The sequence below is a fragment of the Asaia sp. SF2.1 genome (assembly GCF_000505765.1).
GTDB classification, from domain to species: Bacteria; Pseudomonadota; Alphaproteobacteria; order Acetobacterales; family Acetobacteraceae; genus Asaia; species Asaia bogorensis.
In genome coordinates this window covers 1-25,393 of record NZ_AYXS01000020.1, presented here as the reverse complement: position 1 = coordinate 25,393, position 25,393 = coordinate 1, and the positions used below count along the sequence as shown (strand labels likewise).

Sequence of the window (25,393 nt, the reverse complement as noted above, 5' to 3'; positions counted from 1 at the left end):
GCCTTTCCTGCCGCCTGTTTGCATGCCTGGGCAGACCTGCGGCAGGCTGGCAGGGCAATCACTCCCAATTCAGTGCGTGAAGCGGCGGAGTTACGCTGGTTTCATGATATGGCGGCTGAGATCAGGGCGCTGCGTCACACCGGGGCCACGGCCCTTGTCGTTGATATTGGCAATAACAGCGGAGGCGACGATAGCGGCGATTGGACGCCCCGTCTCTTTACGGACAGGCCGGTACGATCCGCACGGCTTCTAATGGCAGACGCATCCGATGCCGGTCGCTACTTCGCTGACGAGATCAGAGATATTAACGAAGCGCTCGCCGCCACTCAGTCGCACGACGCCAAGGCTGCGCTCACAGATGCACGATCCTTTTTCTCCCAGCAGACCGCGGCGATTGGTAAGCATCGTTGCGACTTGTCATGGGTCTGGCGCGAACAACGCGCCTGGTCGCCGACGAATTGCAATCGGCTACTCTCTGCGGGCTATGCTGGAGGCTACTCCGCTGGGCTGGCCCGAAACGCCCTAGGCGACAGCAAAGCTGCAGCCGCTCTTTCTTCTGCATCCACAGTTCAATCATTCTTTGGCAGCTGGACCGGGCCGACTTACGTTCTTGCCGACCAGCGCTCCTATTCGTCGGCTGAAATGTTTGCAGCCGTTATGCAAGACAACCGGATCGCGAAGCTTGTTGGCAATCGTACAGGTGGAGATGGGTGCGGCTTCATGACGAAAAGCGACCCCATCATCCTTCGACATTCGCGTCTTCGTTTCCGAGTGCCGAATTGCATGAGATTACGTGCGAAGGGTGCAAACGAGGAAGCTGGCATTGTGCCCGACATTTCCGTGCCACCAACTGAAGGCGAAAGCGAACGGGCACGGGCCGAACGGGCTTTACTGGCGATCACCAACGATCTGGCAGGCGCTTCTCGAAAACCCCACTAGGCGCAGATTTTGGCAAGAATTGGCGTTCACGCTTCTCGATCCCAACTAGAAGAGCTTATGGCAGCGGCCCAACCACAACTTACTCGTTATCGCATACGCGATTCTGTTCTGCTTGTTGCTCTCGAGGTAACTTTCCAATTCGCGCGTCGCAATTTTCTGCGTATTTCACCTACTTCCGATAATGTTCGATGGTTATCGGAAGTAGAGGTGCATACGCCAAGCTGGCGGACATCATTCCCATCCTCCGCCAAGGGCCAGGAAAAGATCGATTTGTCGATCAATCAGATCGATGCGCGCAGAGGAAAGGTGTGTTTGTGCATTCGCGTAACTGGCCTGCGCATTAAGCACATTGAGGAAGGGTGTGCGCCCAAAACGCTGAAGCAATCTGGCCTCGTCGCTTGCCCTGCTAGTAGATTGGGCTGCTCGTTCCAACACATCCAGACGTTCCTGCGTGCGTGTATAGGCAGACAGGGCAGTCTCCGTTTGCTGCAGTGCGAGAAGGACTGCGCCATCAAACGCAGCCAACGCGGCCTCTGCCTGTGTGTCGGCCTCGTCGATCTTCACCCGCGCAAGGACGCGATTGGGAAAAGACCAGGAAATCATCGGGCCGACGCTTACGCCAAATGACGACAGAGAAAGCGCGTGGCCAACCGACGTGTTGGTCCCAGCCGAGCCACCGAGACTGACTTTCGGATACAGATCGGCTCTGGCCACGCCGATACCCGCAGTCGCCTCAGCAAGTAATCGTTCTGCTCTTCTTACGTCGGGACGACGCATCAGCAGCATCGCCCCGTCTCCGACAGGCAGCGGACGAGATAGGGAAGGGATAGTCGCGCATTCTTCAAGTCGGCGCGGATAGTCTGATGGCACGCGCCCCATCAAAGTCGCCAACATGAACAGGGCGGTCCTACGATCAGCAAGGATGTCGGGTATAACGGCTTCGCTAGTGGAAGCCGCCGCATCAGCGCGATCAATATCAAAACGGGTCCCACGACCTGCCCGAGCCATATGACGAGCTACATTTAGAGTTGCCTGTTGGATAGCAACAACACGCCGCGCAGCGGTCAAAGCTACGCCGTCAGCGCAGACACGAGCATAACTGCGAGCAACAGCGGCAGCTACCACGACCCTGACCTGATCACGCGCCGCACGAGCCGCCTCTGCCTGGGCATTGGCGGCCTCGATGCCACGCCTGATCCCCCCTGCCAGATCGAGCGGATAACTGGCGCTGATGCCCAATGCATAACTGAAGGGTGCTGGCAGAAACCGTGTCGGGCCACCTAGACGCGCACCGGTTGTCTGACCGCTGATATCAGTCGTCGGGATTCGTGCTGCCTCTGCCTCGCGTATGAGTATGCTCGCACGACGGAGATTGGCCGCGGCGCTACGGAGATCAGTATTTGCCCTTAGGGCTGCAGCAACAAGAACGTCAAGTTGCTGATCATTGTAGAGGCGCCACCAGTGTGCAGGTAACGCCGCGCGGGCCAGGCCTTTGGTCTTATCTCCGAGAAATGGGGCCTTTGCACCACCCTGATTGATCATTGCCTTGCCAGGAATGCGATAATCAGGACCTGCCACGCACCCCGCTACGAGTAGCGCCAGTAAAGGGGCAAGAAGGGGTCTCAACTGCCGCTCTCCACCCTAGGCGAGAGAGGCGCTGGAATGATCTCTATCGTAGCGGTCCGCCCGGCGATAAGCTTTGTTCCTGATGGTACGTGATCTATGTGTATTCGAACCGGAATACGCTGAGCGAGCCGCACCCAGGAGAATGTTGGTGATACCTTTGGCAGGAGGTTGACAGTATCATTGCGTTGGTCGTCGGCTATCGCGGCCGCAATGCTCTCAACATGACCAGCAATATCGGAACCATCTCCCATCAGGCGGATACGGGCCCTGTCGCCAACCGAGACACGCCCCAACTTCGTTTCCTCGAAATACCCCTCTACCCGTAGCGACCCGATATCGACCAGAGCCATGGCCTGCGTTCCGACAGACAGGTAGTCACCAGGATGAAGGTCAAGATTCGTCACGATGCCGGCAACGGTAGCGCGGATCTCAGTGCGCTGGAGATCAAGGAGCGCTATATCCCGGTCAGCACAGGCGCGTTTCAACGCCGCTTCCAACGTTCTTGTTTTGGCGACATTCTGCTCATGCGCCTCGGTTGCGACGAGATTGCCCAAAGCGAGATCCCGGCGCGCCTCCTTGCGCGCCTGATCGAGCTGAGCCCGCGCCTCTGCGATAGCTGCCTCTGCGTGGCCTAAAGCTGCCGCACGGCGCGGCCGATCGATGACGATCAAAAGCTGCCCCGGGCGCACAACCTGATTGTCGTGCACCAGAACCTGCGTGATGAGACCACCAACATCCGTCGTCACTCGCACTACGTCGGTGCGAACATGGCCGTCGCGTGTCCATGGTACATGTTCGCTGCGATCCCACAAATCCAGCGCTACCAGCGCAGCGATAGCGACGAACACCAAAGTAACGGCGTAGCGGCTCAAAAGGGCGAGGTAATGTTTCATGGATGTGGTCCGATGATGGAAATGGCCCTAACAAGCAGGCCTAAAAGAATGATGAAGACGGCAATTTCGACGATGCTCCGTGTGGTAAACCATCGCGACGCGCCTGTGATGGAGAACAGGTGCAGCGCCGTGACGGTCATCAGCAGAGCCAAACACGTGACGATAAAGAAGCCAGGTATGTAGACGCCACTCAGGCAGAGATCGGGAATCATGCTTGCACCTGCCCGTCCAAGACAGGCGAAAGCGCGAAGCGGAGATCGATGAGGTGATTCCGCAAATCATGATCCGCATCGCCTGTCAGTGTCGCCGAGGCTATCAGCATGTCCACTCGACGTTTCAGCACTTCGAGCGAGGACTCATCTTTATCGAAATACTCTGCGAGATCACCGAGCAATAAGCGCAGTTCTCCATTCCTCGCCGTTTCGCCTCGCTCCAAGCAACCGCGTAGACGGTTCGACGACCGACCAATACGCACGTCGCGAACGATTGCCTCTGCAGTTCCCATAGCAGAGCGTGGCGAGAACCCAAGCCGAGGAAGCAACAAGGCGATACGATCGACCATCAGACCATTCCAGGCTGCCTCGCCGGGCCCTATGCCCCGAGCGAGCCGCGCCACGTCCCGACGCCCCAGTCGAACCAGCCGGTCGATTACGACATCTGGAGACACAGTCTGCAAAAGCGCCATGCTCGCTGCCGCGAAACCTATTCCGAGGAATAAGGCGATGCCGCTATTGATGGCTTCAGCAAAATATCCGCCATATAGAGGACCTAGCCCGACAAGGATCGGCGTCGTCAGCGTGATACCGAGCGCCATAAATGCGGTCGCCGGCCGTGCCTGCAATGATCCCGCAAACAGAAACACGGGAGCGAGCACCGCAACGAGAACATCGAAATCGAAGACGCGCGGTAGGACTACGAAGCTATATATCAGACTGATCACCACGCCGTAGAAAGAGCCGACGAGATACTTGCGGACGTAAGGCACGGGCGCGTCGACATTACCGAACAGCGCACAGGTAACGCCCACCACTGATACGGCCAATCCGCCATCCGGCCACGCTGACCAGATCCAGATGAGACAGCCGATGCCAATCCCCACCGTCGCGCCCAAGGCAGCACGTCCTGCCATCAAGACATCACGATGGAAAACATAACCCCTGGGGACCTTCTCGCCATGCAATCGCAGCGGAGTTCTCATTCCTGGGTACGTCGCAGCAGCAAGCTGCTCCACATCGGCGATGAGATCGATGAGATCGGCGAGATGACGGGCGATGTTACCTGCCAGCATCCCCGAGGGGGCAGGGGCATCAGCATTGGCAAGCGATCTCGCATCATGACTCAACGCGCGCACTTCCGCCTCACGTTCGTCTCGCGTACCCAAGGTAAGCCACTGGCATACTCGGCCTAGAAGATGATCGAGATCCGGCGGCATCCCGAGGGTTTTAACGGCCTTGAGCTGGGCCTCGAGGTCCGACAGAAGCGGCAGGAACCGCACCTGACGATCATGCATCAGACGCAAGGTCCTATCGTGTGGAACGACAATGATCGGATCGTACGGCAGGTGGGTCTCTAATCCCCTTAACGCAAGAAGATCCAGAGCCAACCGATACCGGTCATTACCACAAGAACCGGTCAGCACGTCGCCAGCTAGTCTGCGCACGTCACAAGAGATCGCCATGACCTTGGACAGAAACTGACTGGTGAGCCTCCGAGGTAAGATATAACGATGAACCACAACAGAGCTGAAGATGCCCAGAGCGACTTCCTGAACGCGCACCGAAGCAATATCAAATACGGTACCGGGAGATGCTAGGGCAGGGAAACCTATCAAGCTGGTGGTATAGCCGGATAAAACAAACGCGTAGGCGCGCGGCGTACGGTCGAGTAGCGACACGAACAGGCCAAGACCGATCCAGCAGGCGAGCACCACGCTGCAAACTATCGGCTCGTTGACAAAATTAGGGACGATTGCAACAGTCGCGATAGCACCGATAAAAGTACCTGTAAGGCGATATAGCCCGCGACTGAGCGACGCCCCGGCGCTAGGTTGGGATACGAGATAGACGGTAACAATCGACCACGAGGGGCGCGGCAATCCAATACGAAGCGCTATAAAATACGCCAGCATAGCGGCTGCGAAGCACTTGCCGGAATAAAGCAATGCATCAGCGTCCGTCCTGAGCCCTGCTATCCTTGGGTGATGGATAAGGTGCAGTAGCCTACGGATAGGCCCATTACACCCGGCCAACCTATGAAAAGTTAATGTCATCCCTTGTTGATAACGACTTGCAAGAACTTATAAAATTAGATATCCGGACATTCAATCACTGAAAACTGCCAAAAACTTGGTTCATCCCCCATCAGTCATCACCCTTGTTGATCCGGATAGCTCGAATGCGATTGCGATCGCTCATCGGCTAGACTTTACTGATCAGGCGTCCGAAGTCCCGACGCATAGGCATAGCAAGGGGCAACTGATTGTAGCCTCCTACGGCGCGGTTACCTGCACCGCTGCTGGTGATGTGTGGATCGTTCCACCAAATTGCGGGATCTGGATTCCAAGCGGGGTGATGCACAGCGCGAGAGCAACCGAGAACGCTCGGGTCGATTATCTGTTTGTTGCAAGGGATGCCAGCCGTCTTCCTGACCATTGCTGCGCATTAGAGATAACGCCGATGATCCGAACGATGATCGATCGTTTGGCCGCCGAACGGGACGAGTATTCCCCTGACAGCCACGCCGCACGAATAGCGCGAGTGATGCTTGACGAACTCGCTACGATGCCACAACAGCGGCTCAATTTGCCCGTTTCAGACCACATAAAAATCCGCGCGATCGCCGACGCTTTGACGGCGAACCCGGCAGATCGGAGTACTTTGGCCGAATGGGCTGGGCGTATCGCGATGAGCGAACGATCGCTGGCAAGGCTGATGATCCGTGAGACCGGACTAACATTCGGTCGGTGGCGTCAACAACTGCACTTGGTTGTCGCACTCCGTGAATTGGTGAGCGGCACAAGTGTGCAGCGCGTATCTATCGCGCTTGGCTATGAGTCAGTAAATGCTTTCATCACAATGTTCCGCAAATCGGTCGGCTACACGCCCTCCCGTTACCTGCCCAACCTGCAGGATCGATCACGACCGGACACATGCAAAGTCTCCGGAACGTCGGACAAGCGTATGCGCATGGAATAGGTGGAGGGATCGAAGAACCGTTGGTTGATGGAGCTGGCTGGTGATTTAGGGCTTTGTCATTCTGACTGACGGTTTCCGGGGTGACTTTTGGTCTGCGCTTTGGGCAGATCGGGCGCTGTTTCCTCCGGGATGGCTACGCGCTCGCGTTCAGTCTTTCGAGGAAGAGGAAGCGGCGCATGTTGTAGACGATATTGGCCAGACCGATCCTCATGGTGGCCCGGGTGATGCCCATGGTCCGGACGAACAGACCCGTCTGCGATTTCTGATCGGCAAAGACATGCTCGACACGCGACCGGATCACCGACTTCCCTGCGTTGGACCGCTGGATGTGGCGGGGCATGGGCTTGAGATGCGGCTTTTTCCTGTGAACCTTCGAGACGAAGCCCTCCTTGTCCATGAAGGCCTCATTGGCTTTGGAGCGATACGTCGTGTCTGCCCAGACGCCTGAGGCCGTATTGGTTTTATCCAACAGCCCCTCTCTTAATCGCGCGCCATCACTGGCGGCGGCATCCGTCGCTTTCCATTTTCGGATGAACCGGAACTTCCGGTCGATGGAGACGTGGGATTTGTAGCCAAAGAATGGGATGGCGAGATCACTCGACGGCATGGTTCCATCGTCCTGCCGCTTCGCTTTCGTGAACTTCAGCGTCCAGCGCGCATGCCTGTCCTTATGGGACAGCTTTGCCGGCTTGTCTTCCCAGCCTTCGGGGATCCGCCCTGCCCGAAAATCGGCCTTCTCCGCATTGGTATTGCGCTGCCTGGGCGCTGCCGCCAGCGTGGCATCCAGGATCTGGCCGGACATCGGCAAATACCCAGCGTTGCGCAGGGTAGCATCAAACCGGTCAAACAGTGTTTGGATGGCGCCCGCCTCGGTCAGATGCTCGCGAAACAGCCAGATTGTTTTGGCATCGGGTACCCGATCCGATAACGCCAGACCCAGGAAACGCATGAAGGACAGACGGTCGTTGATCAGATACTTCGTCCGTTCATCGGAGAGATTGTTCAGTGTCTGGATAACCAGTATTTTGAACATCAGCACCGGATCGAACGGCGGACGCCCGCCCTTGCTCCCGTCCGAGTAAGCCAGAGCCTTCTTCAGATCAGGGCGGAACGCCTCGAAATCCACAGTCCGGGAAAGCGCTTCGAGCTGGTCACCAAGCCCGCTCAACCGCGCAAGCCGCTCCTCAACATCAAAGAAACCCGGCTGCTTCATCAGCCACCCCCCCAACATCACAGCTGGGATAGAATCACACCAGCAGCCCCAGACCACAGGGGTTTTTCGAACCCTCCACTGGGTTTCTTCTGCCGCCTAAACGCAGGCATTGGGCCGAACAACGTACGTGACATGTCCTGCTGAGAACCCTGGTAGAAACAGGGCCGACCGACCACTGGCAGCATCGCAATCCTGATATTCGCGGGGCACGGGGGCAAACAGGAAGGCTCACAGGACAGATTTTTGCTAAAACCTGATTTGGGTTTACTAAAAATGTCATTCCAAATACGTAATCTGGGGTCGTCCTTTCGGCTTTGTACCTGCTGGCGGGTATGTCTCGGACTATAAAGCCGTGAGTGCCCCAGTGTTCCCTTTAGATCTCAACTCGTAGTGTATGCGGGCTGGCAGATGCTATGGGAGCCACAGCGTCTGCCTGAACCTACTGATCCAGGGGATACCCCCGGTCACTCCATAACGCAAAGGCCGTAGAAGCGCTTCTGCAAACAGGCTTGCAACGCTACGGGACCGAAATCGTATTGGGCGGATGTACGTGGGTCCCAAGCAACTGCCCCGTATCGCGATTTGCTACGACATGTCCGCCTAGTCCTTGAAACGTTTCCGCAATCTCGCCGCCGTAAGGCTTTGGATCAACTCTTTCTATGAGCAAGGCCTAGACAAATAGAGAGTGTTCAGCCTGTAGCGCTTTTACCAACGCGTCTATGTCAGACGGGCTGCTATAAAGCCCGGGAGTCACGCGAATCACGGGTCCCTTGGCAATGCCGCCGCGCCAGACTGTATGAACGTTGTGTTTCTGCAGCAGTACGCGCTGCAAATGTAGTGCATCGGCCTCTGTCGTCATGCCTTTGAGACGAAAGCTAGTGATTGTGCAATAGCGGGCGGGATCTGCGGGTACACATATTTCGACATTTCGAAGGTCTGCCACAGCATCGACCCATCCATCACGTAGTGCTCGCAAATGTGCTTCCTTCGCCGCAGCTCCTACAGCAAAATGGAAATCAACTGCCTTGGGGATCGTCAGTATGGCCGCAAAATTGATCGTCCCTGCAGGCACACGTGCCTGTATTTTGCTAACTGGAATATGATGGTTGTCGTAAGCAACGTCTATGTCCTCAAGTCGGCTAGAACGGATATACATCGCTCCTGTCCCTAAGGGCGCTGACGTCCATTTGTGCACGGACCATCCAGCAAAATCGGCGCCAATATCCTCAATCTTGAAATCAAGGCAGGCGATGCCGTGCGCTACGTCCACCACGGTATCCACGCCACGTTCCCGTGCCATGGCTACAATTTCCTTGACCGGCGTCACCAAGCCTGTCCGGTTAGAAACCTGTGTCACAAGCAGAAGCTTCGCATTGGGTGTGCGTTCTAGCACATCATGATAAGCTTGCAGTATATTGGCTGTCGTCGCGGGTTCCGGCATTGCAAAGCGCACGACCTTTGCACCACGATGCGTACCGAGCCAGTTCATCGCATCGATCATCGCATCGTAATCCAGGTCACAATAGATCACAGCTTCACCAGCTTTTAGCAGGCGATAATTAACTATGAGCAATTGTAAAGCGTCTGACCCACTGCGTGTGACGGCGATTTCTTCGGGTGAGCAGCCAACCTGTCTCGCGATTGCCGCCTGAGCTTCCTGTCCGCCTCCTGCCAGGCACGAGCCGCTTGGAAGCACGTTGCGTGCCCATATAGAGTTATCGCGGTTCACCATAGTGATCTGTCGTGAGTATTCCGCAGCTATCGTACGCGGCATAACTCCCCAATAGCCATTCTCCAGATTATGGATGTCCCGGTTCACGTCGTAATGAAACGGAAGCTGCGAAACAGGGATCGAGCCAGGCACAAGGGCGGCCTCTTGCGGATGGTACGGAGCTGCAACGGAGCTTGATGCCAGCAACGCTGGAGCACCTGTAGCGAAGGATTTAAGCAGGAAACGACGGTTGGGAGAGGTAGTCATGACGTTGTCCCTAGGTAAAATTAAAGAGTAAAAAAGAAACTAGTGCTGATTTTATAAATATAACTTATGATCTATCTATCTATAATATTACGATTTTCCATTCGAAGATTTGATATATTCAATTATAAATATGATACGGGTATCAAAAACAGAATATGGTTCTTTCTCATGTCTTGTATCTCAGCTGCTGGGCCGGCGGTCTGCATTCGCTCACATTTGTATAGGTCAGATCATCATCCAAATCCGGGTTTGAGCACTTATAATCCGAGTTCTCAACAGAAGCATCCGAATGGATTTGAAGGTAAGAGGCGAAACCTTTTCCGCAAGTTATATCCTCGACTGTATCAGAAATAACTCCCACCTACGATTACTTTTGATGTGATATTAGTTCATTTTTTATTTTCGGACAGGCTTATCCTTCGACTGACCCAGCGCGCCCAGATGAGCATTAGGACGACTGACAGCGCAGCAGTCAAACCAACTGCCGTGAAGCCAATATCTCCAATCTCTATCTGAACGCCAAGGGCTTCTAGTAACGCGAATAGTGCCATCCCGTATGATAAAGTCACAATAAGCCAACCTACAATCTGACGGTAGCGTTGGACTCCGGCTCCCCCATCGCGTGTCGTCCTGAGTAATTGGCTGACGATTTGACTATCGCATGTATCGGCGAGCAACATACCAAACGTAAATGCGAGGGTGATTGAAGCCGTTGCGAGGATTCCTCCATGTGTAGTCGCGGCTGCACCCCATGCAGCAGCTTGGGTTGCCGTGTCGAAGACCAATCCAAAGATAACTCCAATCAACATTACGGCGGCCGGATGGGTGCTGCTACGCAGCGGAGCTGGTAACAACCGTGAGCGCCAGCCGACTGGAACGTACTCTCTGCGACGCAGGAGCGCGACAACATTGAGTGTGCCGACCAAAGTCAGAAGCGCGATCACCATGGCGTCGATGACGCCCCCTATCCAGCTTGGTAACGCGATCCAAACCGACAGGACCGAAACACCCAATACGACGGCTGCAACGGCGAGGCCGTGCCCGAACGCAAACAGAGTTCCAGCCCATCCGGACAGGCGCGGACGTATCTCGACCATGCGAAACACTATATTATCGATCACGGCGACATGATCAGGGTCGAGCCCATGCCGTACACCTAGCACGAACATCAGGCTCAGTGCTGGCAGCGTGGTGTCGATCAAAGAGCGATCTCCGGCACGAGGTTGCATTGCGCTCGGGAGATGAGACAAAGCTGCATGTTCATTTGTATCGGCATCGCCCCTGCGATCACCGGTGAAACGACGACTAAGATCGCACCGGTAGCGGGCACTTGAACCCATAATCGTTATGTTATAACGTAACATTAGTTCCTTCCATCGCTAAGGTCAATCGCCTGGCAGGCCAGCCGGCTGACGCTGTGATTGCGCATCACGAAAGACCAAAATCTTGTATCGACGAGGCAATGAAGCAGCAGTGCTGATTAAGCCCAAATTCCCCCACTTGTTTGTAAGGTATGGCGTGAAAGCGAGGAGATTGATTGCCAGTACCGGTCTTTCTCTGGCATCGCTGAGCATCGCGACAGCAGCGGCGCAGCCTTTGCGACCTGCAAACATGTCACTATCTCACAGACGACCTGCCACCGCTCGCCCGGTTTCTGTAGCACGGGATGCGCAATCGTTAGCTCCCCCTTCGCCTGCTCAGGACGAGACAATCGAGACAGTGGGGCGTCATCAGCGTTTGCGCGCCACGGTGGCTGTAGGTGGTCGCCTCGGGCTGTCGCTGCAGCACAGCCCGGCAACGATAGACATCATCCAGCGCTCGGTGATGCTCGAGCGCGGCTACACCCACGCGGAAGATGCGGCAGACAGCGCGCCTGGCGTCAGTTCGGGAGGATCTCCAGGTAATCCGGCGCAGCTTCTGATGCGCGGCTTCACCGGCGATCAGATCCTGATGCTGCGCGACGGCATCTACTACGGCCCGACGACGACGGTGAACCGCCCCCAGAACACGTTCAACCTTGAGAGCCTTCAGATCATCAAGGGGCCATCCTCGGTCATCTACGGCCAGGGGGCGGTCGGCGGCACGGTGGACATGACGACGCGCGATCCAGCGCTGGATGCAGCGCACGCAAACGCCCTGGTGTCCTACGGCAGCTTCAACACCTGGAACGCCGGCATCGGTGGCTCGCTGCCGCTGACGAAGACGCTGGCGATCCGCGCCGATTTCAGCCGCACGTCGTCGGACGGTTACGTCAAGGGTGCCGACCCCCATAGCAACGACCTGACGGTTGCCCTGCTCTGGAAGCCGAGCAATACATTCACCGCGCGCCTAGGCATGGACTACCTGACCGATCAGCTCTCAACCTATTACGGCACGCCGCTGGTGCCGACGGCACAGACGGGGCCCCCGGCGCACGGATTGCTGCAGTCCACGCAGGGGCTGGGAGTCGCAAGAGCCTCTCTGTGGCGTTACTACAACGTGCGCGATCCGCGCGCGGCCAGCACCAATGCGACACCGACACTGCGCCTGTCCTGGCAGCCGCGTTCCGATATGGCGTTCACCAACAAATCCTATTTCGTTTACGCCAAGCGGCGCTGGGACAACGCGGAAGCCTACACCTACATAGGCGGGCCGGGTAGCGCGGATGCATCTGGCAATCCGATCGCGCCGGGCAGGATCGGCCGCGATCGGTTCTATGTCTATCAAAACCAGCATCAGGTGGGCGACACGCTCTACGGCCAGTTCGACCAGCATCTGGGATCAATCCGAAACCGTGTTGTAGTGGGCGGAGATGCGTATTATATCCGCTTCATCCGCAACCGAGGCTTTCCGGATGCGAGCTATGCCGACAGCGTTTCGCTCGTCAGCCCCGAGGGTGGGGCGCTGGGCGCCTTTTCTGGTGAGTTACCGTATCGCAAATCGCCTACGACACTGCGGGACGCTGCCGTCTTCTTCGAAGACGTGTTGACGTTTCACGACAATCTGCGCCTTGTCAGCGGCTATCGCTACGACTGGCTCTATCTGGACCGGCAGAATTATGCGCAGAACGGCGCCTTCCTGCCCGGTAGTAGTTTCACGGGGCACTATAACCCGAGCAACTTTCGTATCGGCCCTGTCTGGGATCTGGCGCCCAATCTGAGCCTTTACGGCACATTCACCACGGCCGAAGACCCACCAGGCTCCAGCCTGTTTCTGGCCAATCGCGGTCAGTTCACGCGGCTCGCTCGCACACGCCAAGGCGAGATCGGTCTCAAAGGCAGCTTCTGGCAGGACCGAGTGACAACGACGCTCGCACTGTATGAAATCCGCCGCAGCCACATCCTGGTGGCTACCGGCCCTGACACGGTTGCTCAAGGCGGCGCACAGGTCTCGCGCGGCATCGAATTGCAAAGCGACCTGACTCCCATGCACAACTTCAGGATTTCTGGTAACGTCGCCTACACCTATTCGCGCTATCGCAACTTCTTTCCCTATGCGGGCGTGAACGCGTCAAACAATCAGGTGCCGGACGTCCCGTCCGTCACGACCAATCTATGGGGGACCTGGAGCCACGTCGCGGGGCTGCCCGCTGACCTTGGTGCAGGCCTGCGCTATGTCTCGCAGCGAAAGGGGGACTATGCCAATACCCTGACGCTGGATCGCTATGCGCTGGCCAACGTCTTCGCGGCCTGGCACTTTCAGAAGCACGTCACTGTCTATGGTCGGATCGATAATCTGGCGAACAAACATTACATTCAGTGGGCCGATGTCAGCTATCCGAGCGAAGTGCTCCTCGGCGCGCCGCGATCCTTCTCCATCAGCGTGCAGGCCGGCTTCTGACATGAGCGCCTCCATTCCTCGCGAGGAGGCGCTTGCCGCAGCGAGGAAGGCTCCAACCACCGGTCGGACGGCGCGATCATGCCCCCGTGTACCACGCTGGTTCGCGCTGCTGCATCGCTGGCTCGGGATCGGCATGTGCCTGTTCTTCGCCATGTGGTTCACGAGCGGCATCGTCATGATGTTTGTGCCCTATCCATCGCTGGATCCGGCGGCGCGTTATCGTGGTGTCCCTGCGCTCGACATGCGGATGGTCCGACTGGCGCCCGGGGATGCATTGACACGGTTGGGACTGCACAATCAGACAATAGAGCGTTTGATATTGCTTCCAAGACCTGTTGGTGAAGCATCCCGTCACACAGCTATGGATCACCCGACCTATGTCATCTGGTCGTTACATAACAGAGCGCGAGTGATCGACGCCGCGACCGGCGCCATATTGCCTCTACTTGAGGCCGATGGGGCGCGGTTTCAGGCGGAACGGTTTGCGGGCGGTATGGCGCGCACTGTGAACGGCCCGTGTGGGGACGATCAATGGACTGTCGCCCAAGGCTACGACCCCTATCGCCCGCTTTGGCGCGTCGATCTCGCGGACAGCGCGGGCAGCGAAGTTTACGTCTCGGCCATCTCTGGCGAGATCGTTCTGGCCACGACCCGGATGGAACGTATTGCCAATTATGCTGGCTCTGTCGCGCACTGGATCTATCCAACGTTACTGCGACGTTATCCAGGCTTTTGGGCGAATACTGTATGGTGCCTATCAGGGATCGGCGTCGTGCTCGCGCTCAGCGGCATGGTCCTCGGTATTCTGCGCAGCATGATCTCGTTGCGCAACATGCGTCGGCCACGGCTCAGCCCGTTTCTTAGGACCCACCGACTGCACCATCTGCTTGGTCTGTCCGCTGGCCTGTTCCTGACCACCTGGATCGTCAGCGGATGGCTATCAGTGGATCACGGACTGATTTTCCCAACCGGGCAACCGGATGCGGATCAGAGCAAGGCTTATCAGGGAAGATCCTTGGAAGCGGCGGTTGGCGAGATTGCGATCTCGGCGCTGAACCGGATAGCCGGTCCTTCAGCACTTCGCTTTACCTCGGTTGGCGGGATGACCATTGTAGAAGGGAGCGATGCGAGCGGCATACGTACTACATGGAATGCGCATGGAGATCGTCTCGCATTTGTACCTGACGTAACACTTCTTCATGCCGCCGCCGCAGCCTGGCCATTAGCACGTCCAACGCGTGTAGATGCAATCAGCCCAGACGACCTTTATGGACATCTGATCTATCAGGGCCTACCGGAGGGTGCCGTGCGGATGCGCTTGGGCAACATCCATGGACTGCCTGGCAGCACGTGGGTCGACGTGGACCGCACAAGTGGTGCGTTGCTGGATGTGATGGACTGGCGGCGTCGGCTGTATCGTTGGCTGTTCAACGGGTTGCATACGTTCGATGTGCCGGGACTGAGCCATCACGGCGTTCTTCGCCGACTCATCATGGCGCCTATTCTGCTGGCCGGGCTGGCTTTGAGCGTTACGGGTATAATTATTGGCATGAAGCGACTACGCGTCCAGCCCCGTAGGCTGCGCTGATAGACGAGCTACTGGGTTTACCTGAGGCCTGGTTCGTGTGATGCCGGTTGGACGAGAAGCGAATCGACAAGATATGGCATGAGGTTATCTGACGGATTGGGAATCTCACACGATTCAATCTGCGCGGAAAACGCTCTAACACTACTTTGGCAGAAAACATTGGGAAGGGATTCCCTTGACGCCCGATCGCTGATTGATAGGAAACCGGATATGATGAGGGCTGGCGATGGACGGGGATTGGCGAGCGGATCTGGATGCATGGCTTGACCCCAGTTAACGTGACATCACCGCATCTCTTCCACAAGGCGAAAGCTCAAAGGGAAGCGGAAATATAGCCTTACCGCATGAGCGATCAGCTCAAGAGAAAATCGGTGCCGTTTGTAGCTCAAACTGGACGCGCTCATCGACCGCTTTTACCATGCCGCAGTTAATGTGACAGTGCCCCTGCCGTTTCGCGCCCATTTCACCTACTTCCGATAATAAAGATTATTGGCGGTACGTCGACATATTGGGAGGCGATTCCAAGGATCTCTGTCTGGAATGGGGGGGGGCGAGCCGTCGGTCCGCTTTCAGGAGGCAATGGGTCGTAGCTGCCGTCCCGATTGGAATCGTTCATCGGGGAAGTCGAAGCTTTCCTGAAACTCATTCGCAGCGCCCTTGCGGGAACGCTGCTCGCCTGACGTTACTGCCAGTCCTGCAACCATCCCGCACCGGCAAGAAGGTGTATGGCCTCCCTAATCCGATCCGGAGCAGCGGTTTCGAGCGCTGCTACGTCCTCACCCATCAGGGCGCGCATCTGGTGCGGCGCGAACACAAGGTCGATTAACTTCGCCGCCAGCGGAAGCGCACGCGCCAAGGTGTCGGGTAATACGTCTTGCTGGCCGATAATGGCAGCGGCGACCCGAAGCATTCCGCCTTCGCGTCCGATCCTGTCGGCGAGGCGGGCCAGTTCGGGCATCCTGTGCGCCGTCGACATTACGACGCGCATCAGGGCGATTACCTCGGGCCGAAGCGAGTGCGACAGGATCGATTGCCCCGCCACCATCAGCCGCGCCTCCAGCGGAAGATGCCATGGCACGTCGGTCGCCGGGGCGAGGCCGCGATCGACATTATCCCGGATGACGGCGGCGAACAGTTCCTCCTTATTGGCGTAGCGCGCATAGATGCTTGCCTTGCCCGCTCCAGCCAGCGCCGCGACCTGATCGCAACTGGTCGCGTCAAACCCACGATCGAGGAACAGGCTCGTTGCAGCGTTAAGGATGCGGCGGTCGACCTCTCCGGCCTGCGTGGCCGGTGGACGCCCACCATAACGGCGTGGCCTCTTGCCTGAGGTCGAAGGGAGGATCGTTGACGTCATTCCCATCAGATAGAGCCAACTGCTGTCAATGTGAACTAGACGGACACGTTCAGTTTATATAGATGGTTGGATATGACCAACATCCTCATAGCCGGTGCGGCCGGCGACCTGGGCTATCGCATCAGCACCGCGCTCGTCCGACGCGGTGCGGCGGTATCAGCGCTTATCCGGAAAGGATCGCCACCAGACCGGCTGGCGAAGATCCGCTCGATCGGTGCTACGCCGGTCGAGATCGATTTCGAGGACGCCACGGCGCTGCGCGAGGTCTGCCATGGGGCTGGCTGCGTCGTCTCGGCGCTGAATGGACTGGAACCCACCATCATCGGTGCGCAGGGACGACTGCTGGATGCGGCGGTAGCGGCGGGCGTGCCTCGCTTCATGCCGTCCGATTTCTCGCTAGATTTCACGAAGACGCGCCCTGGCGACAACCGCAACATGGACCTGCGCCGCACCTTCATGGCGCGCGTGGATGCGGCGCCGATCCGCGCCACATCGATCCTGAATGGCGCGTTCGGCGAGCTGCTGACCGGTGAGGCCCCGATCGTCCTGCACAAGCTGCGCCGTATCCTATGCTGGGGTGATCCCGACCAGCTACTCGACTTCACCACCAAAGACGACGTGGCGGACTATGCCGCCGATGCGGCACTCGACGGGCAAGCGCCTCGCTTCCTGCGGATCGCGGGCGACGTGGTGTCGCCCAATGACCTCGCCGCGCTGATGTCCAGACTCAACGGGCGGCGCTGGCGAACATTGCGACCAGGCGGCCTTGGCCTGCTTGGGGGCCTGATCCGCATCACACGCGCGTTGTCGCCAGCGACCGACGTGCCATTTCCGGCCTGGCAGGGGATGCAATACATCCGCGATATGTCGAGCGGGCGCGGCAAGCTGACGCCGCTTGACAACGATCGCTACGGCAAGGCCGCCTGGAAGCGCGTCGCCGACATTCTTGCGCTCACCATCTGACAGGCCGTTCGGAGCCACGCCATGACCGATGCCGTCGAGCCGTTCCACCTCGCCGTTCCGCAAGCCGATCTGGATGACCTGGCGCAGCGCCTAACCGACATTCGTTGGCCGGATCCGGGGACGATAGACGATACCAGCCAGGGGCCGCCGCTCATCAAGGTCCGTACGATGGTCGAGCGCTGGCGCGACGGCTATGATTGGCGGGCGTGCGAGGCGCTGCTGAACGGCTGGGGCCAGTACCGCACCACCATCGACGGCCTCGGCATTCATTTCCTGCATATTCGCTCGCCCGAACCCGACGCGCTGCCATTGCTGGTGACGCATGGCTGGCCGGGATCGGTGCTGGAGTTCCGCGATGTGATCGCCCCGCTGACCGATCCTGTGGCGCACGGCGGTGAGGCGTCCGACGCCTTCCACCTCGTCATCCCGACGCTGCCGGGCTTCGGCTTCTCAGACAAGCCGACCGCACCTGGCTGGAATATCGGCCGGATCGCGGGCGCCTGGGTGACGCTGATGAGGCGGCTCGGCTACAATCGCTGGGCGGCGCAGGGTGGCGATTGGGGCGCGGGCGTCACCACGACGCTCGGTTACATGATGCCTCCTGGACTTATCGGCATTCACCTTAACATGGTGTTGTTCCAGCCGACCGACGATGAACGCGCCGGTGCTGATGACGCAGAGCAACGCATGCTCGCGGACGCTCAGCGTTACGATCAGGAATATGCCGGCTATTACAAGCTTCAGAACACGCGACCACAATCCGTCGCCTTCGCGCTCGCGGATTCGCCCGTGGGCCTTGCAGCCTGGGTCTACGCGCTGTTTCAGGACGTGTCGGATAGTGGCGGCGATCCAGAAAAGGTTTTCTCGCTCGACGCCATGCTGGACGACATCATGATGTATTGGCTTCCCAACGCCGGGCCGAGTTCGGCGCGCCTCTATTGGGAGACGGCACAGGCCATGCGAAAGGGCGGATTTTCGACTTCGCCGATGGCGACGCCGGCCGGTATCAGCATGTTCCCCGGCGAACAGGTCCGCTTGTCACGGCGTTGGGCGGAGTCCCGCTTCGCCAACCTGGTCCACTTCGGCGAGCCGGACCGCGGTGGGCACTTCGCCGCGCTGGAGCAGCCGGTACTATTCGTGGGCGAGGTACGCCAGACGTTCCGCTCCCTGCGCTGATCCCCCGTCCCCCAGGCGATTGTTGATCGGGAAAGCGAACCGCACCGGAATCGACAGAGATCAGTTCTCACAGAAGCATGTTGCCACGTCCGCTTTTCGGAGAGGTCATACCACGCTTTGGCGTCTGTGAGGCAGGCGATAGCGGGATAACCGTTCAGATTGAGCAGTGTCGCTGCCGAACCGGATAAGCCGCCATTTGACCATCTTCGGACATGAACAGGGCATCCTCGGCGATGGCCTGCGCGATAAGGAGATGATCGAACGGGTCGCGATGATGCTGCGGGAGCGCCATCAGACCCTGAAGATGGGCGGAATTGATCGCGAGCCAAGTAAACCCGTCCCGTTCAACGGCTTTCAGTATTTGATCCAGATTCCCCTCCAGCTTGCCGATGCGTATTTTTACCGCGATCTCCCACAGCGAAACGACGCTAACAAGGATATCGTGCGCCGGGTCGGCAATCAGATCCCGCGCTTCTGGCCCCAGGCGGTCACTGTCCACCAGCCACCAAAGTAGGGCGTGGGTATCAAGGAGGATCTTCATAGAGGCTGATCGACGCTTTCGAGCATGTCGGTCGGCGTCTGGTCAAAATCGTCGGCCACGCGCAGATGGGCGCGCAGGGAGCCCGGAACCCGCCGAGCCCGCAGGGCCGGGCCCGGCGGCCGCAATTCGGCAACAACCTCGTCATGGGACGTGACGAGGATGACCTGTCCCTGACGGACCTGACGCAGATACGTCGTTAGATTGCCACGGAACTCCCGTACGCCGATTTTCTGCGGTTCGTGACTGACAGCATGGACCATGGATACTCTCCTTTGTGTTATCATATCCTGTACACAAATGGAGCGCATCCATTATCTCGGCATCCCCCTACAGGTCGGTCGCCTCGGAAAGTGCAAGTGCGTCCTCCACGTCGACGCCGAGATAACGTACCGTGCTGTCGAGTTTGGTGTGGCAGAGCAAAATCTGGATTGCCCGGATATTCCCGGTACGCTTGTAAATCAGCGCCACCTTGGTCCGCCGCAGCGAATGCGTGCCATACTCGCCCGCCGACAAGCCAACCGCGGTGATCCATTCGTCGAGCAGGCGTGCGTATTGGCGTGTGCTGAGATGCGCCGAAGCACCCAGGCGGCTGGGAAAGACGAAATCGGTCAGCGTCCCACCGTGATGGTCGAGCGAAATCTTGATGCTTTCTCGGGTTGTCTGGGTGATCTCGAACTGCACCGGGCGCCCCGTCTTTTTCTGAACGCTCAAGGCACGATGACGAACCTGACCGCTGGCGACGATATCGTTGATTTTAAGGGCGACCAGATCGTAGTCGCGCAGTTTACTGTCTATTGCCAGATCGAACAGGGCACGGTCACGGATCCGTTCTTCACGGGCGAGATGAAAGCGGATTGCCCAGACATGCTTCTCTTTAAGCGGACGCTTGGCGCCGACAAAGCGCCCTGCATTCCATGGAAGTGCGGCGCGGAGCGTAGGATGGGGGAAGGACGTGGGCTGTGGCCTGACAGATCTCCAGACGCTGCGGATTGCAGCATCAGGATCAAGCGAGATTAGCGATCGGCTACATCCGGTTTCGGAAACGACGGAAAGCGCTTTCTGCGTCTGCGAAGAGGCGGAAGCTGCCAGCCGGTTGGAGCACATTGGATAAGAGCGACGAGCCTCCGAGGCACGCTTTCCAGCCCGTCCTCCGCCCATCACACCTACTTCCGACAATAAGAAAAACCGGAAGTAGAAAAAGTGGCGGAAGACCGGCAATTTTTGGCGTTCTAGAATCTTATCTCGCTATGCCTTATCGCCTGATCCGGAACATCAGGCTCGAGAAGTTTTCCATGAAGGCCGCAGGCCGCAAAACCGTAGCGGGCAAGCCTGGTAAGGCACTGTGCCGCTCGATGATCAGTTTTCTCTGGAAACGGAGCACGCCGCACCGCCACTCCACCCCACCCGAAGAGCACTGAAGGACAGAGGTAATAAGCTGGTGAGGCTCCACCGTCACGATCTGGCGAGTGACAGAACGGCAAGCCCTCTGCTGGCAGCTTCATTTTGAGGCATATGCAGCGTGCCACCGCTCACTCGAGCTTTCGCGCCTTTAGCCACCAGATAAATTCATCAAGCCAGTAATCGCTTGTCGTCCCCTGCGGGGCAAGGCTAAAGCCATGTCCCCCATGCCCGTAGATATGAAGCTCCGCATCGACCCCGGCCCGACGCCACGCCGTATAGATCTGCACGGCGTCCATTGGCAGCAGTGGGTCGTCGCTGGCCGCGGCGATGAAAGCCGGGGAGGCGTCTGAGGGGATTGGTCCACGAAGTCCGCCATACAGGATGCCAACGAATGCAGGACGCGTTTCTTTGGCACCTATCGACAGATCGACAGCAAGAAACGCCCCTGTCGAGAAACCCAGGAAGCCAATCCGTACAGGATCGATCCCCCAGTCCCTGGCATGCGCTTTCACGAGGAATATTGCTCGTCGCGCATCCTCCAGAGCGTGCGCCTCCCCCGCAAAGGGAGGAACGGGTTCCGTCGAAGCCTCCTTGGCGCGCTTCGTGATCGCCTGCATCTCCCGCAGATGAGTAGCGGGCATGTGCATGCCGGTATCAGGGCTCCTTATCGTGCGATATTTAAGAACCAGTGCGGTATAGCCCCGTTCGGCCAGGGCACGTGCAATGTCGACGCCTCCCTGCTGGTAATCGATCCCGACAAATCCCCCACCTGGAGCGACAATCACTGCCGTTCCGTTCGCGTGATTTTTGCCAGGTCTGAACAGCTCGAGAGTGGGCTCACTGACGTTGAAGACGATCGAGTCTGCCATGCCGTCAACCCGGGCAACAGTTTCCGGCACGCCAAGCGTCGGCAATTCGCCTTTACTGTAGAGAGAATATACCTGGCGATCCCCGGCTGCGGGCGTATGGGCAACGCCCAGGGCACAAGGCGAGAAGATTGAGAGTAATGCTGCAGAAACGAGAAAACGGATCTTCCTCATCACAGCCGGACCTTAAGCGTAACATATGCCGATAGCGGCTGGAGCGGGGCGATGACAGGATTGCCCATGTAAGAATAGGGATCCCACGCTTTGCGATTGCCTAGATTTACGATCGAGATACCAAGAGTATATCGATCGAAGGAATAGGCTGCTTGCGCATCGAACACCGCATAGCCGGGAACAGCGATCGTATTGGGCAGTGTCAGCTGGCGGGAGGTATAGGCCGTCATACCTGCGCCGAAGGACAGACCTTTGGCCCATCCGTGGAGAAGGCGGTACCGGGCAGCAACACGGCCGCTGTTCTTGGGAACGCGGGCAATCCGGTCCCCAGGAGAGACGCCGTTGTCACGTGTGTCGGTAAAGGCGTAGTTCGCAAGAACCGAAAAGGCCGGGCTTGGCTCCCAGATAAGGTCGGCCTCGAAACCACGCGCGCGTTGACTCCCGCTTTGCACGTAGTAGCCGACATTGGTCATGTCCGGCACGGCCACGTTGTCATGTGTCTGATGAAACAGGGCCAGAGTGCCTGAAAGACCCGTGCCGGGTAAGGCAAGCTTGAGACCAGCTTCTACGTTACGGGATTTTTCCGGTTTGGGAGGTTGCAATCCAAGAAAACCGAACGCTGCGCGAAATGCAGTCGAGTAGCCGGCATAAAGAGCAAGGCCATGCACAATGTCAAAGGTACCCCCGATGCGGGGCGAAACATGGTAATAAGTCTTGTTGTTTGAGACACCAAAGTCGGTTGCCTCCTGGAACTTCAGCGTCGTGAAGCGCAATCCGCCCGTGATATGCAGGCGCCCGTAGCTCGCCTGGTCCTGAACATAGACTGCGTAGGTCTTGTAATGATCATCCGTATAGGAATTGACCGGTAGCTGCGCCACGTAATGCAGGTCATAAACCGGGTGGGCAAGATCAATCGTGCCCAATGGAGTATCGCTCACACCAAATCCCATGGCACTGTAAAAGCTGGTCCAATCGTAATTAAGGCCGCCGAGAAGCTGATGTGTCCCACCCAGCATGTGCAGCTTCGCCGACAGATTGGCATCCAGCGTCGCTTCCTTGACCCGGTTATGCATGAGGATAGGGGAGACGTCATATACGGTCGGTGCGGAGGGGTCTGTGGGAAAGATGTCCGGATCAACGAAGCTCCCATATTCATGGACTGTGTTGCTGTAATAGCGCCCCGTGACTGTGAGTTTGACTGTGTCCGAAAACGCATGGTGCAGCGCCACGAAAGCAGAACGATTGATGTTCTTGGTTAGGGGCTGACCGAGGGGAGAGCCGGGGAAGGCATAGCGATCCAGCTTGCCGGCCAAGGCCATATCCGCTGGGAGACCTGAATATTCGAGGTTGCGTCTGTCGTTATACTGACCGCGCAGCACCAGGTCGGTTTTTGAGTCGATCCGATAGAGGAGGCTGGGCTGCAATGAAAAACGCGCGCCATGAACGCGATCGATATAGCTCTTGTCGCTGAGATACTCGCCCGCGAGACGAAACGACACTCTGGAAGAAAGCCTGAGATTGATATCTCCAGATGGGTTGAGTGTAGTGTAGCTTCCCCCGCGCATCGCGACGTATCCGCCAGTCTTGTCACTTGGCAGCTCGGACTCAATGTTGATGACGCCACCAAGAGGCGTCCCCAGGCCACCACCATACAACGTGGCATTGGGCCCTTTCAGGACATCGATACGGTCGACGCCGACCAGCGCCGTTGGGGCGAAAGCCTGCTGATTGCCTGCAAACAGGGGCAGCCCGTCGAGATAGACCTCCGCGGGGAAGCCGCGAATGATCGGCGGGATGAACAGAATGCCATCTGTCCGTGTGGGGGTTATGCCAGAGACATTCACGAGTGCCGCGCTCAGGGAGTGACTGTCCTGCTCCTGTATCAGCGTACGCGTAATGACCTGAACGGACTGAGGCACCTGTATGAGCGGCGTATTGGTACGCGTCGCCGCTGATGATATCGGCGCGGCATAGGTTTGACGCTGTCCGGTCACAGTTATTGTTTCGCCAGACCAGTTCGAGGTCGGCGTTTGTTCGGCCGTGTTATCCTGTTTCTTGCGGAGAACAGTTTTGGCCGGCTGATTTATGGCCTGATCGGATGCGAAGGCGGATGGGTAACATGTAAGAGCGGCAAATGCGCAGCCGCAAGCAAGCTTCCATGCATTGGCTGCACGGATAGATGATATGTCCACGGGGGGAATTCCGGATCCAGGATACTGGGCACGACAACACGGTGACTCAGCGCATCGGAGGCACTGAATTCAAAGTGTCGTAGCTGAAGGCAGGATCAGAAGCCCAGGGGCGGGCCGGTAGGCGGCGGTAATCCGGCAAGGCGCAGGACGGGCGGTGCACGCGACGGAGGCAGAACATAGGCCGCCTGATAGAGCAATGCGACAATCAGCAGAACAATGATAACCGGGCCAAGGATAACGCTTGCCAGATGAAGCAGGGGGCATAATGCACAATAGCCCCCGTCATGGTGATGATGACGGTCGGGGGATCCTGATGGCGCGTCGGTCATGCCCAACATGTCCATGCCCGGCATATCGTCACAGGCTGACATGGCTTGCCCGTCGTCCGGATGGAAGCCAATGTCGAGACCGGTCAGACGCTCAAGGGTTTGACGGGGCATCTCGCCCTGCCGAGCCTGGCTCTGTATCGTCAGTTGCCCAAGCAAACCGACAAGTATGAGCAGGACAAGGAATCCTCTCAGCCATATACTCGGCGACCTGTCAGTCCGGTGGGTACTGCGATATGCCAAATGCCTGCTTCGTCGGGCTGAGGTTTGAGACGCCAAAAAACACCGCTCTGGGCATCTTGTAAAGAAAAGGATTGCTCCGCTTGCATTCGAGCGTTGCTAGTGTCTGCTGCGTGCGTCAGCGGACAAAAGCAGTTCACATTGCGGCAGTCCTTTGAAAAGGGTTCTTTCGATCTCATTCAGTGCCGTTTTCGGCGCATCCACCCTACTTCCGATAATCAAAAGAATCGGAAGTAGGAAAATGGCGCAAAACCGCTAATTTCCGCCTATCGGCAATCTTATCTCGCTATGCCTCATCGCTCGATCCGATCAGCAGACTACCACAGGCGTTCGCGGCTATCCTACGCGCGTTGCAGCGCCCAGTCCTCGAGCGTCAGCAATACCGGGTACTCGTGCCGCAGAGCAGGGATATCAGCCTTGAAGCCGTCTCGGGCGATCCACTCGAACATTAGGCGAAAGTCCTCGGGCAGGCGCTTTCGCATGACAGAGGGGATCGTAAAGCTGTGGCAAGGCCGTATCCCGGCATCCTTCAAAATTGATGCAGCGGAGCGGCCCGTCACGCTGTCGCCTGCAAGCTCAATGGCCCGACCAAGGTACTGATCAGGTTTCTCGAACGCCTCTGCAGCGAACCAGGCGACGTCCTGCACCGAGACAAGCTGCATGGCCTGATTCCGCCTCAGATAGGTCTTCATCATGGAGAGCATGGTGATCCGAAAGATCATGCTCGAAAAGTTTTCCATGAATGCCGCCGGACGCAAAATTGTAGAGGGTAAGTCAAGGGACGCTATGTGCTGCTCGATCGCCCATTTGCTCTCGAAATGCGGCACGCCGCTCCGTCGCTCTACCCCGCCTGCGGAGCATTGCACGAAGTGCCTCACACCACTCTCCTTGGCAACCCTGGCAAGCG

At 57.8% G+C, this 25,393-nt stretch carries 21 protein-coding genes and 1 pseudogene; 6 read left to right on the top strand and 16 right to left on the bottom strand.

Annotation, left to right across the window (positions count from 1 at the left end):
• Positions 1–939: S41 family peptidase (locus tag P792_RS0119145; RefSeq protein ID WP_235075469.1), on the top strand; the 939-nt coding region annotated here is incomplete at its 5' end.
• A 231-nt stretch (positions 940–1,170) separates the two neighbouring features.
• Here the strand turns inward: P792_RS0119145 and P792_RS29345 are convergent.
• Genes P792_RS29345 through P792_RS0119140 form a run of 4 tightly spaced genes read right to left on the bottom strand, consistent with a single transcriptional unit; the run spans position 1,171 to position 5,619 of the window.
• On the bottom strand, positions 1,171–2,565 hold the full coding sequence (locus tag P792_RS29345) for an efflux transporter outer membrane subunit (protein WP_235075468.1): 1,395 nt from the start codon (positions 2,563–2,565) through the stop codon (positions 1,171–1,173).
• Positions 2,562–3,458, bottom strand: a complete 897-nt coding sequence (locus P792_RS29340; RefSeq protein WP_023978904.1) for an HlyD family secretion protein — start codon at positions 3,456–3,458, stop codon at positions 2,562–2,564. The genes P792_RS29345 and P792_RS29340 overlap by 4 nt, the downstream gene beginning before the upstream one ends.
• Entirely contained in the window at positions 3,455–3,670 is a 216-nt protein-coding gene (locus tag P792_RS29335; protein ID WP_023978903.1) for a DUF1656 domain-containing protein, read from the bottom strand. The genes P792_RS29340 and P792_RS29335 overlap by 4 nt, the downstream gene beginning before the upstream one ends.
• Positions 3,667–5,619 (bottom strand): FUSC family protein, encoded by a 1,953-nt coding sequence (locus P792_RS0119140; protein ID WP_235075467.1) that lies wholly within the window; start codon positions 5,617–5,619, stop codon positions 3,667–3,669. The genes P792_RS29335 and P792_RS0119140 overlap by 4 nt, the downstream gene beginning before the upstream one ends.
• A 184-nt stretch (positions 5,620–5,803) precedes the next feature.
• Here P792_RS0119140 and P792_RS0119135 point away from each other — a divergent pair, with 184 nt between their 5' ends.
• Positions 5,804–6,652: a helix-turn-helix domain-containing protein gene (locus P792_RS0119135; RefSeq protein WP_031240908.1), complete on the top strand. Its 849-nt coding sequence runs from the start codon at positions 5,804–5,806 to the stop codon at positions 6,650–6,652.
• A 133-nt stretch (positions 6,653–6,785) separates the two neighbouring features.
• Here the strand turns inward: P792_RS0119135 and P792_RS29330 are convergent, their stop codons facing one another.
• The 3 genes from P792_RS29330 to P792_RS29320 all read right to left on the bottom strand — a co-directional run bounded on the left by P792_RS29330 (position 6,786) and on the right by P792_RS29320 (position 11,045).
• On the bottom strand, positions 6,786–7,868 hold the full coding sequence (locus P792_RS29330) for an IS5 family transposase (RefSeq protein ID WP_200863477.1): 1,083 nt from the start codon (positions 7,866–7,868) through the stop codon (positions 6,786–6,788).
• A 667-nt stretch (positions 7,869–8,535) separates the two neighbouring features.
• Positions 8,536–9,843: an aminotransferase class V-fold PLP-dependent enzyme gene (locus tag P792_RS29325; protein WP_031240907.1), complete on the bottom strand. Its 1,308-nt coding sequence runs from the start codon at positions 9,841–9,843 to the stop codon at positions 8,536–8,538.
• Between the two features lie 389 nt (positions 9,844–10,232).
• The gene (locus P792_RS29320) at positions 10,233–11,045 is read right to left on the bottom strand and encodes a nickel permease (RefSeq protein ID WP_031240906.1); all 813 of its coding nucleotides are present in this window, start codon (positions 11,043–11,045) and stop codon (positions 10,233–10,235) included.
• 535 nt (positions 11,046–11,580) lie between these two features.
• Between P792_RS29320 and P792_RS29315 the strand changes: the two genes are divergently transcribed.
• Positions 11,581–13,662, top strand: coding sequence for a TonB-dependent siderophore receptor (locus P792_RS29315; protein WP_235075466.1), 2,082 nt, complete (start codon positions 11,581–11,583; stop codon positions 13,660–13,662).
• A 1-nt stretch (position 13,663) separates the two neighbouring features.
• On the top strand, positions 13,664–15,250 hold the full coding sequence (locus P792_RS29310; protein WP_023978896.1) for a PepSY domain-containing protein: 1,587 nt from the start codon (positions 13,664–13,666) through the stop codon (positions 15,248–15,250).
• Between the two features lie 290 nt (positions 15,251–15,540).
• Here P792_RS29310 and P792_RS38860 read toward each other — a convergent pair.
• Both P792_RS38860 and P792_RS29305 read right to left on the bottom strand, forming a co-directional pair.
• Positions 15,541–15,654: pseudogene (locus P792_RS38860) on the bottom strand (IS6 family transposase); the annotation flags it as partial.
• A gap of 278 nt (positions 15,655–15,932) precedes the next feature.
• Complete coding sequence (locus P792_RS29305; protein WP_235075465.1) at positions 15,933–16,613, bottom strand: TetR/AcrR family transcriptional regulator; 681 nt, start codon at positions 16,611–16,613, stop codon at positions 15,933–15,935.
• Positions 16,614–16,679: 66 nt separating this feature from the next.
• Between P792_RS29305 and P792_RS29300 the strand changes: the two genes are divergently transcribed.
• Together P792_RS29300 and P792_RS29295 are read left to right on the top strand one after the other, a co-directional pair.
• Positions 16,680–17,570, top strand: a complete 891-nt coding sequence (locus P792_RS29300) for an NmrA family NAD(P)-binding protein (protein ID WP_023978894.1) — start codon at positions 16,680–16,682, stop codon at positions 17,568–17,570.
• Positions 17,571–17,591: 21 nt separating this feature from the next.
• A complete protein-coding gene (locus P792_RS29295; RefSeq protein WP_023978893.1) occupies positions 17,592–18,746 on the top strand; it encodes an epoxide hydrolase family protein in 1,155 nt (384 codons plus the stop codon).
• A 154-nt stretch (positions 18,747–18,900) separates the two neighbouring features.
• Here the strand turns inward: P792_RS29295 and P792_RS29290 are convergent, their stop codons facing one another.
• The 7 genes from P792_RS29290 to P792_RS29260 all read right to left on the bottom strand — a co-directional run.
• On the bottom strand, positions 18,901–19,287 hold the full coding sequence (locus P792_RS29290; protein ID WP_023978892.1) for a type II toxin-antitoxin system VapC family toxin: 387 nt from the start codon (positions 19,285–19,287) through the stop codon (positions 18,901–18,903).
• Positions 19,284–19,547 carry a type II toxin-antitoxin system Phd/YefM family antitoxin gene (locus tag P792_RS29285; RefSeq protein ID WP_023978891.1) on the bottom strand — a complete coding sequence of 88 codons (264 nt, stop codon included), beginning with the start codon at positions 19,545–19,547 and terminating at the stop codon, positions 19,284–19,286. Before P792_RS29285 ends, P792_RS29290 begins: the two co-directional genes overlap by 4 nt.
• Positions 19,548–19,614: 67 nt before the next feature.
• Positions 19,615–20,445 (bottom strand): tyrosine-type recombinase/integrase, encoded by an 831-nt coding sequence (locus P792_RS29280; RefSeq protein WP_235075464.1) that lies wholly within the window; start codon positions 20,443–20,445, stop codon positions 19,615–19,617.
• Between the two features lie 371 nt (positions 20,446–20,816).
• Positions 20,817–21,728, bottom strand: a complete 912-nt coding sequence (locus tag P792_RS29275; RefSeq protein ID WP_023978889.1) for an alpha/beta hydrolase — start codon at positions 21,726–21,728, stop codon at positions 20,817–20,819.
• Positions 21,728–23,722 carry a TonB-dependent siderophore receptor gene (locus P792_RS29270; RefSeq protein WP_161630843.1) on the bottom strand — a complete coding sequence of 665 codons (1,995 nt, stop codon included), beginning with the start codon at positions 23,720–23,722 and terminating at the stop codon, positions 21,728–21,730. The genes P792_RS29275 and P792_RS29270 overlap by 1 nt, the downstream gene beginning before the upstream one ends.
• Positions 23,723–24,015: 293 nt before the next feature.
• The gene (locus tag P792_RS29265; protein ID WP_023978887.1) at positions 24,016–24,360 is read right to left on the bottom strand and encodes a DUF2946 family protein; all 345 of its coding nucleotides are present in this window, start codon (positions 24,358–24,360) and stop codon (positions 24,016–24,018) included.
• A gap of 467 nt (positions 24,361–24,827) precedes the next feature.
• Positions 24,828–25,393, bottom strand: a 566-nt coding sequence (locus tag P792_RS29260) for an NmrA family NAD(P)-binding protein (protein ID WP_023978886.1), incomplete at its 5' end; no start/stop codon positions are given.